The sequence below is a fragment of the Pseudomonas sp. 22085 genome (assembly GCF_052045815.1).
GTDB lineage: Bacteria > Pseudomonadota > Gammaproteobacteria > Pseudomonadales > Pseudomonadaceae > Aquipseudomonas > Aquipseudomonas glycinae.
On record NZ_JBQEQA010000013.1, the window covers coordinates 120,394 to 137,782 of the forward strand.

16 protein-coding genes are annotated in these 17,389 nt (G+C 60.6%); 9 read left to right on the forward strand and 7 right to left on the reverse strand.

Going from position 1 to position 17,389, the window contains the following annotated elements; all coding sequences use genetic code 11:
* Window positions 1-62 precede the first annotated feature (62 nt).
* The 3 genes from ACTJK7_RS17545 to betC form a co-directional block, all read right to left on the reverse strand.
* The gene (locus ACTJK7_RS17545) at window positions 63-1,631 is read right to left on the reverse strand and encodes a SulP family inorganic anion transporter (RefSeq protein ID WP_108558888.1); all 1,569 of its coding nucleotides are present in this window, start codon (window positions 1,629-1,631) and stop codon (window positions 63-65) included.
* 102 nt (window positions 1,632-1,733) lie between these two features.
* Window positions 1,734-2,651, reverse strand: coding sequence for a choline ABC transporter substrate-binding protein (gene choX, locus ACTJK7_RS17550; RefSeq protein WP_108558890.1), 918 nt, complete (start codon window positions 2,649-2,651; stop codon window positions 1,734-1,736).
* Between the two features lie 16 nt (window positions 2,652-2,667).
* Complete coding sequence (betC, locus tag ACTJK7_RS17555) at window positions 2,668-4,182, reverse strand: choline-sulfatase (protein WP_108558892.1); 1,515 nt, start codon at window positions 4,180-4,182, stop codon at window positions 2,668-2,670.
* 114 nt (window positions 4,183-4,296) lie between these two features.
* Between betC and ACTJK7_RS17560 the strand changes: the two genes are divergently transcribed.
* On the forward strand, window positions 4,297-5,247 hold the full coding sequence (locus ACTJK7_RS17560) for a choline sulfate utilization transcriptional regulator (protein WP_108558894.1): 951 nt from the start codon (window positions 4,297-4,299) through the stop codon (window positions 5,245-5,247).
* A gap of 4 nt (window positions 5,248-5,251) precedes the next feature.
* On the opposite strand, the gene ACTJK7_RS17565 is transcribed toward ACTJK7_RS17560, so the two are convergent.
* Window positions 5,252-5,911 carry an NAD(P)-dependent oxidoreductase gene (locus ACTJK7_RS17565; protein ID WP_108558896.1) on the reverse strand — a complete coding sequence of 220 codons (660 nt, stop codon included), beginning with the start codon at window positions 5,909-5,911 and terminating at the stop codon, window positions 5,252-5,254.
* An 85-nt stretch (window positions 5,912-5,996) separates the two neighbouring features.
* Here ACTJK7_RS17565 and ACTJK7_RS17570 point away from each other — a divergent pair, with 85 nt between their 5' ends.
* Window positions 5,997-6,323, forward strand: coding sequence for a DOPA 4,5-dioxygenase family protein (locus ACTJK7_RS17570; RefSeq protein ID WP_108558898.1), 327 nt, complete (start codon window positions 5,997-5,999; stop codon window positions 6,321-6,323).
* Here ACTJK7_RS17570 and ACTJK7_RS17575 read toward each other — a convergent pair whose 3' ends face one another.
* The 3 genes from ACTJK7_RS17575 to ACTJK7_RS17585 are packed head-to-tail and all read right to left on the reverse strand — an operon-like array spanning window position 6,324 to window position 8,260.
* A complete protein-coding gene (locus tag ACTJK7_RS17575; protein WP_108558900.1) occupies window positions 6,324-6,725 on the reverse strand; it encodes a GFA family protein in 402 nt (133 codons plus the stop codon).
* Between the two features lie 18 nt (window positions 6,726-6,743).
* Window positions 6,744-7,250, reverse strand: a complete 507-nt coding sequence (locus tag ACTJK7_RS17580; RefSeq protein ID WP_159085192.1) for a hypothetical protein — start codon at window positions 7,248-7,250, stop codon at window positions 6,744-6,746.
* The gene (locus ACTJK7_RS17585; RefSeq protein ID WP_108558904.1) at window positions 7,247-8,260 is read right to left on the reverse strand and encodes an AAA family ATPase; all 1,014 of its coding nucleotides are present in this window, start codon (window positions 8,258-8,260) and stop codon (window positions 7,247-7,249) included. Before ACTJK7_RS17585 ends, ACTJK7_RS17580 begins: the two co-directional genes overlap by 4 nt.
* Window positions 8,261-8,676: 416 nt before the next feature.
* Here ACTJK7_RS17585 and ACTJK7_RS17590 point away from each other — a divergent pair, with 416 nt between their 5' ends.
* From ACTJK7_RS17590 to ACTJK7_RS17620, 7 genes are all read left to right on the forward strand, one after another.
* The gene (locus ACTJK7_RS17590) at window positions 8,677-9,984 is read left to right on the forward strand and encodes a CitMHS family transporter (protein ID WP_007954069.1); all 1,308 of its coding nucleotides are present in this window, start codon (window positions 8,677-8,679) and stop codon (window positions 9,982-9,984) included.
* Window positions 9,985-10,055: 71 nt separating this feature from the next.
* Window positions 10,056-10,823: a TerC family protein gene (locus ACTJK7_RS17595; protein WP_011331759.1), complete on the forward strand. Its 768-nt coding sequence runs from the start codon at window positions 10,056-10,058 to the stop codon at window positions 10,821-10,823.
* A gap of 214 nt (window positions 10,824-11,037) precedes the next feature.
* Entirely contained in the window at window positions 11,038-12,696 is a 1,659-nt protein-coding gene (locus ACTJK7_RS17600) for a Na/Pi cotransporter family protein (RefSeq protein WP_108558906.1), read from the forward strand.
* A 192-nt stretch (window positions 12,697-12,888) separates the two neighbouring features.
* On the forward strand, window positions 12,889-14,280 hold the full coding sequence (locus ACTJK7_RS17605) for a M16 family metallopeptidase (RefSeq protein ID WP_064379600.1): 1,392 nt from the start codon (window positions 12,889-12,891) through the stop codon (window positions 14,278-14,280).
* Window positions 14,281-14,356: 76 nt separating this feature from the next.
* Window positions 14,357-15,385: a DUF5924 family protein gene (locus tag ACTJK7_RS17610; protein WP_085690406.1), complete on the forward strand. Its 1,029-nt coding sequence runs from the start codon at window positions 14,357-14,359 to the stop codon at window positions 15,383-15,385.
* Window positions 15,386-15,440: 55 nt separating this feature from the next.
* On the forward strand, window positions 15,441-16,589 hold the full coding sequence (locus tag ACTJK7_RS17615) for an ABC transporter permease (protein ID WP_064379597.1): 1,149 nt from the start codon (window positions 15,441-15,443) through the stop codon (window positions 16,587-16,589).
* A complete protein-coding gene (locus tag ACTJK7_RS17620) occupies window positions 16,586-17,389 on the forward strand; it encodes an ABC transporter ATP-binding protein (RefSeq protein WP_108558911.1) in 804 nt (267 codons plus the stop codon). The genes ACTJK7_RS17615 and ACTJK7_RS17620 overlap by 4 nt, the downstream gene beginning before the upstream one ends.

Consider the following 17,389-nt stretch of genomic DNA (forward strand, 5'->3'; position numbering starts at 1 on the left):
GACTCAGCTGATCCTGGTGGGAGCTGGCTTGCCAGCGATGGAAGTCGACACTGAATATCAGATCAATCCTCAAATCGGATCGGGCACTTCTCCGGCCCTTCGAGCTTGCGCAATTCCTCCACCACCTGCGGTCGCGCCTGACGCAAGGTCAAGCTGCGATCCTGGCGCAACAGGCGCCGGGCTTCCTGATGGAGCATTTCCACGCCTGAATAGTCGATGAAGTTGATCTGCTGCGCCTCGATCACCACCCGCGCGCCCTGCATCCGTTGCAAGCGCACTTGCAGATAGTGGCTGGCGCCGAAAAAGATCGAGCCGCCGACCCTCAACACATCGTCTTCGCCATCGCGCCAGTGCTGCACTCTCGGCTGCGAGGTGCGCTTGAGGTAGAAAAACAGCGAGGCCAGCACGCCGGCGTAGATTGCCGTCTGCAACTCCAGCAGCAACGTGGCAACGCAGGTCAGGCTCATCACCACGAATTCCGCCCGGCTGACCCGCAGCAACGCGCGAATGCCGCGATGATCCACCAGTCCCCAGGCGATCAGCAGAATGCTGCCGGCCATGGCCGGAATCGGAATGTGCGCGATCAGCCCGGCACCGAAAATCGCAAACAACGCCACCCACAACGCCGAGAACACCCCGGCCAGCGGCGAGCAGGCCCCGGCCTCATAACTCAGCCCGGAACGGGTGAACGAGCCGGCGGACAGCGATCCCGAAAAGAACGCCCCGACAATGTTCGAAAGACCTTGCGCGCGGACTTCCTGATTGGCGTCGAGCAACTGTTGCGAACGTGCGGATATCGAACGGGCAATCGACAGGCTGGTGACCAGCCCGAGCATGCCCACCGCCACGGCGCTGGGCAGCAGGCGCAGGATCAGGTCCATATCCAGCGGCAATCCACTGAACGGCGGCAAGCGTCCGACAAATGCGCTGACCAATTGAACATGGCCAAACATCGCCGGCCACAGCCACACCACCAGACTGCCGAGCACCAAGGTCATCAACAGCGTCGGCCAGCGCGGCAGCCATTGTTTGAGCAACGCACCGACCACCACCGTCGCCACACCAAGAACCAGCGACGGTTTATCCACCGCCCCGAGATGGCGCAGCAGATCCATCAGACTGGCCAGCGCCGTGGCCTTGGCCGGCAGATCCAGCCCCAGCAGGTTCGGCAATTGACCGATGGCAATCACCACCGCCGCGCCGAGGGTGAAACCCAGCACTACGGAATGTGAGACGAAATTCACCAGCGCGCCGAAGCGCAACAGGCCGAGCAGCCACTGGAAAATCCCGGCAAGGAAGGTCAGCAGCAGGATCAGGGTGATGTAGTCCTGTGACGCAGGCACGGCCAACGGACTGACACTGGCGAACAGCACAATCGAAATCGCTGCCGTCGGCCCGCAGATCAGATGCCACGACGAACCCCACAGGCAGGCGATCAACACCGGAACGATGGCGGCGTAGAGCCCGTATTCCGGTGGGAGACCGGCGATCAGGGCGTAGGCAATCGACTGGGGCAACGCGAGAATCGCCCCGCTGAGCCCGACGACCAGGTCCCGCCCGACGCTGGCGCGGGTCTGCCGGGGCAGCCAGGTCAGGAAGGGGAAAAGTGAGCGACGGCTGGGGAGGGCCATGGATCCTCGCGGGTGAAATTTTGCGCATTGTACGCAGCCCGGGACGCGGAGCGTCCATTGCGACATTCCCACGCAGAGCGTGGGAACGATCGGCCCGCGCAGTTACAGTTTGGCTTTAACTGCCGGCAACGCATCTTTGCCGTCCACGGTCTTCACACCATCAAGCCACTTGTCCAACACCGCCGGATTCGCCTTGATCCAAGCCTTCGCCGCCTCCGCATTGCTGACCTTCTTGTTCACCACCTCGGCCATGATGCTGTTCTCCATCTCCTGAGTGAACGCAAGATTGGTCAGCAATTTACCCACATTCGGACAGGCCTCGGCGTAGCCCTTGCGGGTCAGGGTGTAGACGCTACCCGTGTCGCCAAAGTACTTCTCGCCACCCTTGAGGTAATGCATTTTCAGCTGCACGTTCATCGGGTGCGGGGTCCAGCCGAGGAAGGTGACGAATTTCTGTTTCTTCACCGCCCGCGACACTTCGGCGAGCATCGCCTGTTCGCTGGACTCGATCAGCTTCCACTGGCCCAGGTCGAAGTCGTTCTTCTTGATGATCTCTTGCAGCGAGATGTTCGCCGGCGCGCCGGAGCCGATGCCGTAGATCTTCTTCTCGAATTTATCGGCGTACTTATTCAGGTCGGCAAAGTTATGCACATCCGCGTCCCACACGTAATCCGGCACGGCCAGGGTGAATTCGGTGCCGTCGAGATTCTTCGCCAATTGGGTGACGTCACCCGTGGCAACGAACTTGTCGTAGAAACCCTGCTGCGCCGGCATCCAGTTGCCGAGGAATACGTCGACCTGGCCATCCTTCAAGCCGCCGAAAGTGATCGGCACCGCGAGGGTGTCGACCTTGGCCTTGTAGCCCATGCCATCCAGCAGAAACCCGGTGATGGCGTTGGTCGCGGCGATGTCGCTCCAGCCGGGATCGGCCATTTTCACCGTGTCGCAGCTCTCGGCGAACGCGGATGCGCTGCCCAGTGCCAGCAGACTGACCGTCACGACTGTGGATAACTTGACCATGGACTTCCCCTTAACGTTATTGGTTTTGGCAGGGTTGTGGATAACGGGCCTTGCGCTCCAGGTCATCGAGGTCGATGTGGTTGCGCATGTATTGCTGACTGGCGTCCACCAGCGGCTGGTGATCCCAGCTCTTCAGTTTGCCGATCGTCAGCGCCTCGGCGACGAAACGCCGACGGCGCTGGCTCTCGAGGACGTCGCGGTGGATGGCCGGGATGTCCCACTTGGCCCGCGCTTCGGCGAGAAAATCGTCGAACAGTTGGCGATGTTGTGGCGATTGGCTGAGTTCTTCCTGCTCGCGTGGATCGTTATCCACATCGAAGAGTAGGCAAGGGTCGGTTTCGCTGTAGATAAATTTGTAGGCGCCACGCCGGATCATCATCAGCGGGCTGACGGTGCCTTCGGCCATGTATTCACCGAACACTTCGTCGTGACCGCCCTGCCCGTTCAGGTGCGGAACCAGCGAGCGGCCGTCCAGCGGCAGATTCGGTTCCAGGCTGCCGCCCGCCAGCTCGACGAAGGTCGGCAACAGGTCGGCGGTGGAGACGGCAGCGCTGACACGGCCCGATTTGAACTGACCGGGTGCACTTATCAACAGGGGCACACGAGCGGCCATTTCGTACCAGTGCATTTTGTACCAGAGGCCCTTCTCTCCCAGCATGTCGCCATGGTCACCGGAGAACACGATGACGGTGTCGTCCGTCAGCCCACAATCCTCGAGGGTTTGCAGGAGTTTGCCGACGTTGGCGTCGATATAACTGCATGCACCGAAGTAGGCACGGCGCGCGTCGCGAATCTTATCCACAGGTAGCGGCTTGTCCCAAAGGTCGTAGACCTTGAGCAAACGCTGGGAATGCGGATCGAGTGAATGCTGATCCGGCGTCGTCGGAAGCGGGATATCCGCATCGTCGTACAAATCCCAAAAAGCCTTGGGAATCGTGTACGGATCGTGAGGGTGAGTCATCGACACGGTCAGGCAGAACGGCTGGTCGCCATCCTCGCGGATGTGGTCGAACAGGTATTGCTGAGCCTTGAACACCACCTCTTCATCGAAGTCGAGCTGGTTGGTGCGCACGCACGGGCCGGCCTGCAACACCGAGGACATGTTGTGATACCAGCTCGGCCGCACGTCGGGTTCGTCCCAGTTCACCGCCCAGCCGTAGTCGGCCGGGTAGATATCACTGGTCAGGCGCTCTTCGTAACCGTGCAGTTGATCGGGGCCGCAGAAGTGCATCTTGCCCGAGAGCGCGGTGCGGTAACCGAGGCGGCGCAGGTAATGCGCGTAAGTGGGAATGTCGGCGGGGAAGTCGGCGGCGTTGTCGTAGGCGCCGATCTTGCTCGGCAACTGGCCGCTGACCAGGGTGAAACGCGAAGGCGCGCACAGCGGGCTGTTGCAGTACGCGGCATCGAACACCACGCCTTGTTCGGCGAGGCGGCTGAGATTTGGCAGTTTGATCGGCGACGGGCCGTAGAACGGCAACATTGGCGCGGCCATTTGATCGGCCATGATGAAAAGAATGTTCTTGCGCTTCATGTGATCGCGGCATTCCATAGTGAATATTTATGCGACATTGCTGCGATCGAGCATGGATTCCACGCAATATCCAGTAAAGCCCGCGCCGGACAATGACTAGGATAAGCACAGCTTATGTATGAAGCCCTCGGTGATTTGTCGCTGGACCTGCTGCGCGCCTTCGAGGCGGCGGCCCGTCATCGTAGTTTCACCGCTGCGGCGGTGGAGCTTGGCACGACGCAACCGGCCATCAGCCAGCAGATCAAGCGGCTTGAAGAACAACTCGGCACGCGGCTGTTCGATCGCATCTACCGGGGCATCGAACTGACCGAGGTCGGATCGATCCTGTTCGAGCAAGTTACCCTCGGTTTGCAGAATATCGACGCAGGATTGAGCGCGATCAGCACGCAACAGCAACATGAAGTGCTGCAGGTCGCCACCGATTTCGCCTTCGCCGCGTATTGGCTGATGCCGCGCCTGCACCGCTTCCATGAAGCTTATCCACAGGTGGACGTGAGCCTGGTCACCAGCGAGCGCAATCACAACATGCTGCGCCCGGATATCGACGTTGCCGTTCTGTTCGGCGACGGTCGCTTCAAACAGGGCGAAAGTCACTGGTTGTTCAGCGAAGAAGTGTTTCCGGTGTGCAGCCCGCAACTGCTCAAGGATCGCTCCCTGCCCTTGCCGGCCCAGGCATTGATGGAGTTTCCGCTGCTGCACCTGCGCGGGGAAAACAGCAGCAACTGGTTCGACTGGAGCGGTCTGTTCCGCGCGCTGAACATCAGTACGCCGCCGGCCCCGGGCCAGTTGCGCTTCGACAATTACACCTTGTTGATTCAGGCGGCGATTGGCGGTCAGGGCGTAGCCATCGGCTGGCGGCACCTTGTGGATAACTTGCTCACCCAGGGTCTGTTGTGCCGGCCGATCGCTGAGACCACCCTGTCGCGCCTCGGTTATTACGTGGTGCTGCCGCAACGCAAACGCCGGGGCGCGTTGATCCAGACCTTCGTCGATTGGCTGATGGCCGAACAGGCCAGCAGCGCCGAATCCCTTGCCGGACTCCCGCTGCCGTCTATTGCGGTGTAACGGATCAGGAAGCAGCAACAAAATCCACGTGCTGACGCAGATGCAAATTCAGCCGCAGCTCATCGGCAATGCCCACCGCCACCCGGTTCAGGCGCTCCAGCGGTTCTGCCAGACCCGGTTCAAGGGTGCGGCCGACCTGACTGAAATGCTCGATCGTCAGCCCGGCCACGCCGCGCGGTGCATTCACCAGCGTCCAGTGCAGCGGGCTGCTTTGCAGGGCTTCGCGAACCTCTTGAGCGGCGTGGCGTTGCAACGGGTCGGCGTTTTCCGGATCGTCCAGTGCTTCGAATTCGCCGATGACAAACAGCCGCGAGACGTTCGCCGCCTGCAGTCCATCAATCAGCGCGTCCACCGCCAGCACCTGCTCCACCGGCCCCAACACCACGGATTTCTCGACATGATCACTGCTCAGCGGCAAGCCCGGCGCATTGAGCAGGCAGATCACTGCCGAGCTGCCGGCCACGCTCTGGTTGACCCGCTCGGCATCGAGCAGATCGCCGCTTTTGGTGCGCAGCCCCGGCCGTGGGGCGAGCGCCGTCAGATCGTCGAGGATCGCGATGACTTCGTGCTGGCGACGCAGCAGTTCAGCCATCAACGCACTGCCCAGGCTACTCATGGCACCATAGAGCACCACTTTCACCGCCGGGGTTTCGGCATTTTTCATGGCTGAGTTCCCTTTTATTTTCCCCTTGTATGGCGTGTGACATACGGTCAACGGCGAGGGTTCGAACCGATTCAGAGGGTTTGCGATGCAGACGATCAAGGGTTATCACGCCCACGTTTATTACGACGCCAGCACGATCAAACAGGCGCGGGCACTTTGTGAGCAGGCAGCAGCGCTGTTTCCATTGAAGATGGGCCGCGTGCACGAACGCCCGGTGGGCCCGCACCCGGACTGGAGCTGCCAGCTGGCCTTCGGCCCGGAGCTGATCGGCGACGTGCTGCCGTGGCTGGCGCTCAATCGCAAAGGTTTGGTGGTGTTCCTGCACCCGGACACCGGCGATGACTTGCTCGATCACACCGAACACGCGATCTGGATGGGTGCGATGCGGCCGCTGGATCTGTCTATTTTTTAATCAGATGGTTTCTTCGGGTTCGCCCGGCAAATGTTCATCCAGGTGCAGCCATGGCAACTGGCTGTCGGTCCAGATATGCCGCTCGGCGGCGGCGTGCTCCGGGTGATCCAGCGTGGCGACGGTCAGATCGATGCTCTCGGGGCTGAGCAACGTCACTAGCGCCAGGTGTGCGCCGCAGTTCGGACAGAAGAACCGAGCGCAACTGGTCGAGGAGTCATAGCGCGAAGGTTTCCCTGTCAGCCACTGGAAGTTCGCCGCCGGCAACGTGATCCAGGTGGTGACGATGCCGCCGCTGACCTTTCGACAGATCGAACAATGACAGTGGGCGATGTCGTGCAACGCTCCGCTGAACTGATAGCGGATATGTCCGCAATGGCAGCCACCGCTGTGCAAGTCAGTCATAGAGATTCCATCGTCGCGTCAGGTGATCAAGTTGAGTTCTCGCGCCTTCTCGTCGTTGATGACTACGACCGACGTAGGGCTGAAGCCCATAGTCTTTACCAGTGTTCTCATTTCTCTGCTCAATGATTCCTGCAGAGGGGCAATCCATTCTTTACGAAAATTTCGGATCACCAGAACACACTTTACCGGGCAACTGCCAAGATTCAGCTCCCTGAACTCTGCAGGAAGAAGATCCTCTGCATCATCGTGGCGCTTGAGGCAGGCAGCAAATGTCAGTTGTACCGAGTTTGTAAATTTCTGTCGGATTTCTTCAACGTAGATCGCATGCTCTCGTGGTGCGCTTGATTTTGCCTCTATGAACCAGGCTGCCTGAGTATTATTTGGTGCATCTCGCAACAGAACAAACTCAGAGACCTTTAACCCTTCTCCCAATCTGGTGAAAATTGGGCTGGTCTCAATTGGGAAGCACTTGTCCTTAGGGTAAGGTCCGAAATTCATTCCGGATTCCTGGATTGAAATGCTCATCCCAATGCCAACTCCACTTCTTCCTCATAGAGTCGAATTGATTCATCAACAATCGGATTTGTCGGCATGCCTTTGAGCAGATCATCACCCATCCATTCACCATCAATAGACGACAAGACCGGAATGGATATTTGTTGTTTTTGAGCCGCCAGATACAAAGCTTTGATGACGAAATACGAGTGGCTGGCAATGAAAAACTGAATGCCACTTCCGGCCAGGGATACGATGATTTCTACCAGTTTGGTAATGGCAACCGGGTGAAGAGCTGACTCCGGTTCGTCAATGAATACCATCGAGTCTTTCGTCAAAAAACGGTTGCCCAGCAAGGTATCGAGAATGGCAATTTTCTTGATGCCCTCTGCCGTTGATCCGATCTGGAACTTCTGGTTGCCCTTCTTGAATTGCCAGCGATTTGCACTGCTATCGAATTCGACTTTTCCCCCGAACATCTCTTCCAGGTTTTCTCGGGCTTTTGCGAAGTGCGCGTGGTTTCTTCCTTTCGTAGGAAGGAGACGCAGGGCTTTGGCCAAGTCGTAGTAGGTGTCGTCGAATCCGAAGTCCTTATCAATATCGCGGCTTTTTAGAATGATGTGTTGCAGCGAAAGCACTTCCTTGGGAGGAAGAAAAATTGAATTGCTGCTCCGAGGTGGGACATGGTTCTCTAAAGAAGTGATGTTCTTCGTCGTATCTTTGCCGAAGCTGTAACGAAATTCACGCGCATCCACCTTGACTCTGCAGGACAAAGGGCCGTCTGCACTTTTGGTTACCAGATCGCCAATCTTGTCGGCCTGATATGTCCAATAAAGCTTGTCAGTCAGGATTTCTGCTGCCGAACGCTGATCATTTCCCCGCTGATACTCTTCGAGTGTTCGCATCGTGCAATACAGCGCCTTGAGCAAAAAGGTTTTGCCAGCGCTGTTTGCACCGATGATCAGATTCAGGTTTGAGAGCTTGCTCCAGCGAATTTTCTTTAATGGGCCGAAATTGTCTAAATCAACGCTGTTGAGCATTGGTTGGAGCTCCTCTCAAACTTTGCAATGGTCGCAAGCCTAGCATTGGGAATGCCTTCCATACAGCGGTGGACATGGCCCTTCAAAATCTCCGGAAGGGTCTTACGATCAAGTTCCACTGGAGATTCACTTGTTGCACGAAACTGTCCGAGCCTCCCGTCAGACCTTTCATCCGCGAAAGGTAGCTGAAAGGTTCCCCGATTAGGATCGCCCCCACTGCCGGCAACAGACCGGTTGGCCAACGCGTGTGATTGCTCGCACGACAGGCCCAATTAACAACAACAATGGTGATTCTGATGTCCTCTGCAACCCGCCTCCTCGCTGCAACTCCGCCCGTACGCCTCGTGCTTCCCGTTCTGCGCTGATCCCGCCCGATCCGCTCATTTACCTAGCCACGCTACGCCTGGAGTATTCCCATGCTGACTTTCCTTGGCTTCGCCATGGTCATCACGTTCATGTTCCTGATCATGACCAAGCGCCTGTCTGCGCTGATCGCTCTGATCATCATCCCGATCCTGTTCGCCCTGTTCGGTGGTTTCGCCCCGAAGATCGGCCCGATGATGCTCGAAGGTATTACCAAGCTTGCGCCGACCGGCGTGATGCTGATGTTCGCGATTCTGTATTTCGCCCTGATGATCGACTCCGGCCTGTTTGACCCGGCCGTGCGCAAGATCCTCAAACTGGTCAAGGGCGACCCGCTGAAAGTTTCGGTCGGCACCGCCGTACTGGCGCTCGTCGTTTCCCTCGATGGTGACGGCGCGACCACTTACATGATCTGCGTGGCCGCCATGCTGCCGCTTTACAGTCGCATCGGCATGAGCCCGCGGATCATGGCCGGTCTGATCATCCTCGCCGGCGGCGTGATGAACATGACCCCATGGGGTGGCCCGACTGCCCGTGCCGCCAGTGCGCTGCACGTGGACCCGTCGGACATTTTCGTACCGATGATCCCGGCGATGGCTGCCGGTGTGGTGGCGATCCTGATCATTGCCTACTTCTACGGCAAACGTGAGCGTGCGCGTCTGGGTGAGCTGCACCTGATCGGCGACGAAATCGATCACAGCGAAATCAGCGTCTCGCAATTCCCGGATGCCCGTCGTCCGAAACTGATCTGGTTCAACGGCCTGCTGACCCTGGCCCTGATGTGCACCCTGATCGCCGGCCTGCTGCCGCTGCCGGTGCTGTTCATGGTGGCGTTCAGTATTGCCATGATCGTCAACTACCCTTGCCTGCAGATGCAGAAGGATCGCGTCGCGGCCCACGCCGGCAGCGTGCTGTCGGTGGTCAGTCTGATCTTCGCGGCGGGCATTTTCACCGGTATCCTGTCGGGCACCGGCATGGTCGACGCGATGTCGAAAAGCCTGCTGGCGGTGATCCCTGATTTCCTCGGCCCGTACCTGGCGGTGATCACGGCGCTGGTGAGCATGCCGTTCACGTTCTTCATGTCGAACGACGCGTTCTACTACGGTGTGTTGCCGGTGTTGTCCGAAGCGGCCAGCCATTACGGCATTACCGCAGTGGAAATGGCCCGCGCTTCGATCGTCGGCCAGCCGGTTCACCTGCTGAGCCCCCTGGTGCCGTCGACATACCTGCTGGTGGCACTGGCGGGGATCGAGTTCGGCGATCATCAGCGTTTCACCCTGAAGTGGGCAGTGCTGGTCTGCCTGTGCATACTGGTCGCAGCCTTGCTGTTGGGGACTTTCCCGCTGTTCAGCACGTTGTAACGGCACCAAACTCACCCGGACGCCAGCTGATTGCTGGCGTCCTGGTTTAACACTCGCTCAAAGGAATACACATGGAATGGCTGACCAACCCTGAGATCTGGGTTGCCTTCTTCACCCTGACCGCCCTGGAAATCGTTCTGGGCATCGATAACATCATCATGATTTCGATCCTGGTCAGCCGCATGCCCAAACACATGCAGCAGCGCACCCGGATCTTCGGTCTTGGCCTGGCCATGATCACGCGGATCCTGTTGCTGCTGTCGATCACCTGGGTCATGCGCCTCACCGCCGACCTGTTCGAAGTGTTCGGCCAGGGCATTTCCGGCCGCGACCTGATCCTGTTCTTCGGTGGCCTGTTCCTGCTGTGGAAAAGCTCCCAGGAGATGTACCACGCACTGGAAGGTGAAGACGAAAGCGACGACGAGCCTTCGGGCAAGGGCGGCAACTTCCTCTACACCATCATCCAGATCGCGATCATCGACATCGTGTTCTCGCTGGACTCGGTGATCACCGCCGTCGGCATGGTGTCCCACGTACCGGTGATGGTCGCGGCGATCATCGTGGCGGTGCTGGTGATGATGGCGGCCTCGGGCAAGATCAGCGAATTCATCGACAAGCACCCGTCGCTGAAAATGCTCGCGCTGTCGTTCCTGCTGGTGGTCGGTACCGTGCTGATTGCCGAATCGTTCGACGTGCACGTACCGAAAGGCTACGTCTACTTCGCCATGGCGTTCTCGCTGGCGGTCGAGGCGATCAACATCAAGATGCGCACCGCCATCGCGAAAAAACGCAAACAGCAGGATCCGGTGAAACTGCGCAAGGATATTCCGGGTCAGTAATCCGAACGCTGCGCAACAGATCGAAGGGCCTCCGGGCCCTTTTTTCATGGCCGCATGAACCTGTTTTCATGACACTTTTGTTTCAATCCCCGCTTTAGCTGTGCAATGCTGGCGCCCAGACCGTTAGCCAACTACAGCTTAAGTATCAGAACGTAGAAATTGCGCGGTACCGTCAACTTGCCCCTCTGGGGCGCTGCCATTACAGGGGGTCTGCATGCTCACCCTGCTCAATTTGCTGTCTGCCGTGGCCCTGCTGATCTGGGGCACGCATATCGTTCGAACCGGCATCCTGCGGGTGTACGGCACCAATCTGCGCCACGTGATCGGCCAGAACATGTCCAGGCGCTGGCTGGCCTTTGTCGCCGGCATCGTTGTCACTGCGATGGTGCAGAGCAGCAACGCCACCGCCATGCTCGTGACGTCCTTTGTCGGTCAGGGCCTGATGGCGTTGACACCGGCCCTGGCGACCATGCTCGGCGCCGACGTCGGTACGGCGCTGATGGCGCGGGTGCTGACGTTCGACCTGTCGTGGCTGTCGCCGCTGCTGATTTTTATCGGGGTGATTTTCTTTCTGTCGCGCAAACAGACCCGGCTCGGGCAGATGGGCCGCGTGTCGATCGGGCTGGGGCTGATCATTCTGGCGCTGCAACTGATCGTCGAGGCCGCCGCGCCGATCACCCATGCCCAAGGGGTGAAGGTAATTTTCGCCTCGCTGACCGGCGATATCCTGCTTGACGCCCTGGTCGGTGCGCTGTTCGCGATGATTTCCTATTCCAGCCTGGCGGCTGTGCTGCTGACCGCGACGCTCGCCGGCGCTGCGGTGATCAGTCTGCCGGTGGCGATCGGTCTGGTGATTGGCGCCAACATCGGCAGTGGTGTGCTGGCGTTCATGAGCACCAGCATGCAGAACGCCGCCGGCCGGCAGGTGGCGCTGGGCAGCCTGCTGTACAAACTGATCGGGCTGCTGCTGATCATCCCGGTGCTCGACCCGCTGGTGCACTGGATCGACAGCCTGGATTTCAGCCCCCAGGAAATGGTCATCGGCTTCCATCTGCTCTACAACACCGCGCGCTGCCTGATCCTGCTCCCGAGCGTCGGCCCGATGGCGCGGCTGTGTGCCTGGCTGCTGCCGGAGCGCCCCGAGGTCAATGGCACCGCCAAGCCCCGTCACCTTGATCCCACCGCGCTGGTCACGCCGAGTCTGGCGCTGGCCAACGCCGCCCGGGAAACCCTGCGCATGGGCGACCTGATCGACAACATGCTCGACGCGACCCTCGACGTGCTGCGCGGCAAGCAGACCGCCGTCACCCAGGAAATGCGCAAGCTGACCGATGATGTCGAAGCGCTGTACAGCGCGATCAAGCTGTACCTGGCGCAGATGCCCCGCGAAGATCTCGGCGAGCAGGACAGTCGGCGCTGGGCGGAAATCATCGAGCTGGCGATCAACCTCAAACTCGCCAGCGACCTGATCGAACGCATGCTGCGTAAAGTGCAGCAACAGAAGACCTCGCAACGCCGGTCTTTTTCCGAAGACGGGCTGGAAGAACTGGCCGGCCTGCAACAGCAATTGATCGCCAACCTGCGGCTCGGGCTATCGGTGTTCCTCAGCGGCGACAAGGAAAGCGCCCGCCAGTTGCTGCGCGAGAAACGGCGCTTTCGCGCCCAGGAGCGGCGTCTGGCCCATGCTCATGTCAGCCGGTTGCAACGCAAGATCGTGCAGAGTATCGAGACCAGTTCGTTGCACCTGGAGTTGATTGCCGACATGAAACGCCTGAACTCGCTGTTCTGCAGCAGCGCCTATGTGGTGCTGGAAACTTCCGATACCGGCGCGCTGGCGGCGGACGATATGGCGGACATCACGCATTCGCCTTGAACGTCTGGGGTTGTGGTCAGTCAGTAACTCATAGTTCAGTCTTGAGGCCCCCTTCGCTGGCAAGCCAGCTCCCACAGGGTTTTGTGAGCGCCGCCAATCCTTGTGGGAGCTGGCTTGTCGGGTCGCCGCATCGCAGCGATGGGGCCCGGACTGACGACACGGATCTCCAATTCAGCCGTATGGAAGCTCGTTATGCGTTGCCTGTTGTTCGCCTGTCTGCTGCTCGGTTCCCTGCCCGCCTTCGCCCTGGATCGTTTTCAGGTCGAAGGCTATGCGCTGCCCAACGGTCTGCAATTGCTGCTCAAGCCCGGCACCGAGCGTGGGCACGTGGCGATCCGGCTGGTGATCGGCGTCGGTCTGGACGATTTCGACTGCAATGAAAAGGAGCTGCCGCACCTGCTCGAACACTTGTTGTTCAGCGGTATCGACGCCACCGGTGAAGGTGGACTCGAAGAGCGCATGCAGGCCCTCGGCGGTGACTGGAATGCCTTCACCAGCAACGCCGACACCACGTTCGTCATCGAAGCCCCGGCGAAAAACCAGCGTAAGGTCCTCGACCTGCTGCTGGCTCTGTTGACCCAGACCCGCTTCGACGACAACGCGATCAACGCCGCCAAGCGGGTGGTCGAGCGTGAGGACGGCGGCCATTACACCCGCCTGCAACGCTTCCTCGACCGGCAGGATCTGGGCCACACCGCGAGCAATCAACTGGCGGTCGAGCTGGGCCTGAAGTGCCCGCAGCGGGCCGAAGTCGATGGCCTGACCCGCGAGCAGCTGGATAAGGTGCGCAAGGCCTGGTACGCGCCGAACAACATGACCCTGATCGTCGTCGGTGACCTCGACAAACTGCTGCCGGCCTATCTGGAACGGGCGTGGGGCACGCTGGAAGCGGTCGATCCGAGCGAACACCGTCCGTTGCCGGACATCCGCGCCAGCGCCGCCCACGAACGCACGATCACTCGCGGCTTCATCGGCAACAGCGCCAAGCTGCACTGGCTGGTGCCGGAGCCGGTGCTGGACGATCAGTATGACGAAACCTTCGACCTGCTCAAGGAATACCTGGAGTGGGCGCTGTACCGCCAATTGCGCCTGAACCACGGTTTGTCCTACGGGCCGTGGGCCGAACGCGAGGTGTTCGGTGGCGTCGGCTTCATGAGCCTCAACGCCGACCTGGATCGCGGTGACATCGCCGAAGCCGAACAGGTGCTGGAAGACCTCAAGGCCGACCTGCTGAAAAACGGCCTCGACGCCGACACCTTCAATCGCTTGAAACAAGCCGCCATCGCCCACCAGGCCTGGGCCGTGCAAGGCACCAGTGCCCTGGCCGATTACTACTGGAGCGCGCTGGGCGACTACGAGGATGGCCGCTTTGCCGATCCTGCGCGGGAGCTGCAAGGCGTGACGCTGGAGGCGGCGAACAAGGCCATGCGCGAGTTGCTGCTGCAACCGGGCTATCTGCGGATCGAGAAACCGCTGCTCAGCGACGATCAGGTGTTGTGGCTGCTGGCGGGCGGATTGGGCGTGCTGGTGCTGATTCTGCTGGGCTGGCGCCTGCATCGGCGCAAGCCCGTGGATCCAGACTGACCGGCAGCCTCGCCATGGGGCCCGGCGGGCGGTACTCTGTCGAGGTTTTTTTCCTATCCAGTCGTGAACCGCCCCCATGTCTAAATTGACCCTCCTGATCCAGCGCATTCTCGAACTGATGAAGCGCTACCCCGGGGTCATTGCGCTCGGTGGTTTCATCTCCGGGGTCGGCAGTTTCATTCTGGTCGACCGGCAACAGGGGCTGGCGAGCTGGATCACCACGATCATGCTGCTGAGCTGGATCTGGCTGATGCTGGAAAACAGCCTGACCAAACTGTTCACGCGGATCTTCAAACGGGAAATCCCCCAGCCGCTGCTGCGTTACGCGACGCAGATGATCCACCAGGAAAGCCTGTTTTTCGTCCTGCCGTTCTTCTTCATCACCACCACCTGGAACAGCGGCCAGCTGTTTTTCACCGGGCTGCTGTGCATCGCGGCGCTGATCTCGATCGTCGACCCGCTCTACTACAAGTGGCTGGCGCCACGGCGCTGGGCGTTCCTCGCGCTGCACACCCTGACACTGTTCGCCGCTCTGCTCACGGCGCTGCCGGTGATCATGCACCTGACCACTTCGCAGAGCTTCAAATGGGCGCTGGGGATTGCGGTGGTGTTGTCGTTCCCGAGCCTGGCGTCAATCTTCCCGATCCGCACCGTGCGCAACGCGCTGGCGATCCTCAGCATCACCATCGGGATCGGCGGCGTGGGCTGGGTCCTGCGTTCATGGGTGCCGCCAGCGACGCTGTGGATGACCGACGTGGCGATCAGCACCCAGGTGCAGGACCGGGTTCCGGGCGCCAGCCTCAAGGAAGTCAGCGCCGAACAGATTCGTGGCGGCGGGCTCTATGCGTACACCGCGATCAACGCACCGCGCGGGCTCGATGAGCGGATTTATCACGTCTGGCAGTTCAACGGCAAAGAGGTCGACCGCATCGCCCTCGACATTCACGGCGGGCGCAAGGAAGGCTACCGGGCCTGGACCCACAAACAGAATTTCCCCGGCAACCCGGCGGGCAAGTGGCAGGTGCGGGTGTTGACCGAGGACGGACAGGTGATCGGCGTGCTGCGCTTCGAGGTCACGGACAGCACACCGACCAAAGAAAAGTAACCGGGTTCGTGCTATTACGTAGGTTCGTCTCAAAAGCCGAACAAGCACGGAGCTTATGACCAGCAGCCCAACGACCGGCAGTGCCCGCCTGGACACCTCGATCACCCCTGCCCGCCTGCGGGTGACCGGGGACTGGACGCTTGCCCATTACGCCGAGCTCAAGCAACTGAGCGAAACGCTCCACGGCCAGTACGACGCCAACACCCCCATCGATCTCAACGGCCTCGGCGCCCTCGACACCGCCGGCGCGTCGCTGCTGGTGGAACTGCTCGGCTCCGAGCGGCTGGGCAAGTCCGCCGAACACCCCGACTGCACGATTTCCAGCGCCGACCGCGCCTTGCTGCAAACCGTGTATCGCTCGCTGACCGACTTCTGCGTGCCGATCAAGGAACCGGAAATCAGCGTCAGCGTGCAACTGCTGACGCGCATCGGTCGGGCCGTCGACACGGTCTGGCAGGACACCCTGCAATTGCTCGGCTTCGTCGGCCTGATCCTCGAAACCATCGCCCGCAGCCTGTTCCGCCCCAAGCGCTGGCGGATCACGCCGATGATTGCGCACATCGAACAGACCGGCCTCGACGCCGCGCCCATCGTGGCGTTGCTGACCTTTCTGGTGGGGGCCGTGGTGGCGTTCCTCGGGGCGACGGTACTGGCCAGTTTCGGCGCCAGCGTGTTCACCGTGGATCTGGTCGGCTTCGCCTTCCTGCGCGAGTTCGGTGTGTTGCTCACAGCGATCCTGATGGCCGGTCGTACGGCCAGTGCCTTCACCGCGCAGATCGGCTCGATGAAGGCCAACGAGGAAATCGACGCGATTCGCACCCTCGGTCTCGATCCCATGGAATTGCTGGTGGTGCCGCGGGTGCTGGCGCTGCTGGTGGCGCTGCCGATGCTGACCTTTCTGGCGATGATCTGCGGGATTGTCGGCGGCGCGGTGGTCTGCGCGGTGTCGCTGGATATCTCGCCGGCGATGTTCCTGTCGCTGCTGCAAAGCGACATAGGGATTCAACATTTCCTGGTGGGCCTGGTCAAAGCCCCGATCTTTGCGTTCCTGATCGCCGCCATCGGCTGTCTGGAAGGCTTCAAGGTCAGCGGCAGCGCCGAATCGGTCGGCGCCCACACCACCTCCAGCGTGGTGCAATCGATTTTCGTGGTGATCGTGCTCGATGCGGTCGCCGCGTTGTTCTTCATGGAGATGGGTTGGTGAGTCGTCTACCCCGCGCGCCCTCCGAGGCGGTGATCGAAGTTCGTGGCCTGTGCAATCGCTTCGGCCACCAGAGCGTGCACGAGAACCTCGACCTCGACTTGTACAAAGGCGAGATCCTGGCCGTGGTCGGCGGTTCCGGCAGCGGCAAGTCGGTGCTGCTGCGCAGCATCGTCGGCCTGCGCCGGCCCAGCGAAGGCATGGTCAAGGTGTTCGGCCAGAACCTGCCGAGCCTGCCGGAGCATGAGCGTTCGCTGATCGAGCGGCGCTTCGGTGTGCTGTTCCAGAAGGGCGCGCTGTTCTCGTCGCTGACCGTCACCGAGAACGTCGCCCTGCCCCTCATCGAACACGCCGGGCTCAGCCGCGACGACGCCGAACATCTGGCGGCAGTGAAGCTGGCGCTGGCCGGGCTGCCGCTGTCGGCGGCGGACAAGTACCCGGCCTCACTGTCCGGCGGCATGATCAAGCGCGCGGCGCTGGCCCGGGCGCTGGCGCTGGATCCGGACATCCTGTTTCTCGACGAACCCACCGCCGGCCTCGATCCGATTGGCGCGGCGCAGTTCGACCAATTGATCCTGACCCTGCGCGACGCGCTGGGCCTGAGCGTGTTTCTGGTGACCCACGACCTCGACACGCTCTACACCATCACCGACCGCGTCGCGGTACTGGCGCAGAAGAAAGTGCTGGTGGCGGGCCCCATCGACGTGGTCTCGGAAACCGACGACGCGTGGATTCACGAATATTTCCACGGCCCTCGCGGCCGCTCGGCGCTGGACGCCGCCACACAGCTCAACGAGGTCTGA

Bases quoted from the DNA above. Each gene is read 5' to 3' on its own strand.
- ACTJK7_RS17545 (WP_108558888.1), bottom strand. From the start codon at position 1,631: ATGGCCCTCCCCAGCCGTCGCTCACTTTTCCCCTTCCTGACCTGGCTG.
- choX (WP_108558890.1), bottom strand. From the start codon at position 2,651: ATGGTCAAGTTATCCACAGTCGTGACGGTCAGTCTGCTGGCACTGGGC.
- betC (WP_108558892.1), bottom strand. From the start codon at position 4,182: ATGAAGCGCAAGAACATTCTTTTCATCATGGCCGATCAAATGGCCGCG.
- ACTJK7_RS17560 (WP_108558894.1), top strand. From the start codon at position 4,297: ATGTATGAAGCCCTCGGTGATTTGTCGCTGGACCTGCTGCGCGCCTTC.
- ACTJK7_RS17565 (WP_108558896.1), bottom strand. From the start codon at position 5,911: ATGAAAAATGCCGAAACCCCGGCGGTGAAAGTGGTGCTCTATGGTGCC.
- ACTJK7_RS17570 (WP_108558898.1), top strand. From the start codon at position 5,997: ATGCAGACGATCAAGGGTTATCACGCCCACGTTTATTACGACGCCAGC.
- ACTJK7_RS17575 (WP_108558900.1), bottom strand. From the start codon at position 6,725: ATGACTGACTTGCACAGCGGTGGCTGCCATTGCGGACATATCCGCTAT.
- ACTJK7_RS17580 (WP_159085192.1), bottom strand. From the start codon at position 7,250: ATGAGCATTTCAATCCAGGAATCCGGAATGAATTTCGGACCTTACCCT.
- ACTJK7_RS17585 (WP_108558904.1), bottom strand. From the start codon at position 8,260: ATGCTCAACAGCGTTGATTTAGACAATTTCGGCCCATTAAAGAAAATT.
- ACTJK7_RS17590 (WP_007954069.1), top strand. From the start codon at position 8,677: ATGCTGACTTTCCTTGGCTTCGCCATGGTCATCACGTTCATGTTCCTG.
- ACTJK7_RS17595 (WP_011331759.1), top strand. From the start codon at position 10,056: ATGGAATGGCTGACCAACCCTGAGATCTGGGTTGCCTTCTTCACCCTG.
- ACTJK7_RS17600 (WP_108558906.1), top strand. From the start codon at position 11,038: ATGCTCACCCTGCTCAATTTGCTGTCTGCCGTGGCCCTGCTGATCTGG.
- ACTJK7_RS17605 (WP_064379600.1), top strand. From the start codon at position 12,889: ATGCGTTGCCTGTTGTTCGCCTGTCTGCTGCTCGGTTCCCTGCCCGCC.
- ACTJK7_RS17610 (WP_085690406.1), top strand. From the start codon at position 14,357: ATGTCTAAATTGACCCTCCTGATCCAGCGCATTCTCGAACTGATGAAG.
- ACTJK7_RS17615 (WP_064379597.1), top strand. From the start codon at position 15,441: ATGACCAGCAGCCCAACGACCGGCAGTGCCCGCCTGGACACCTCGATC.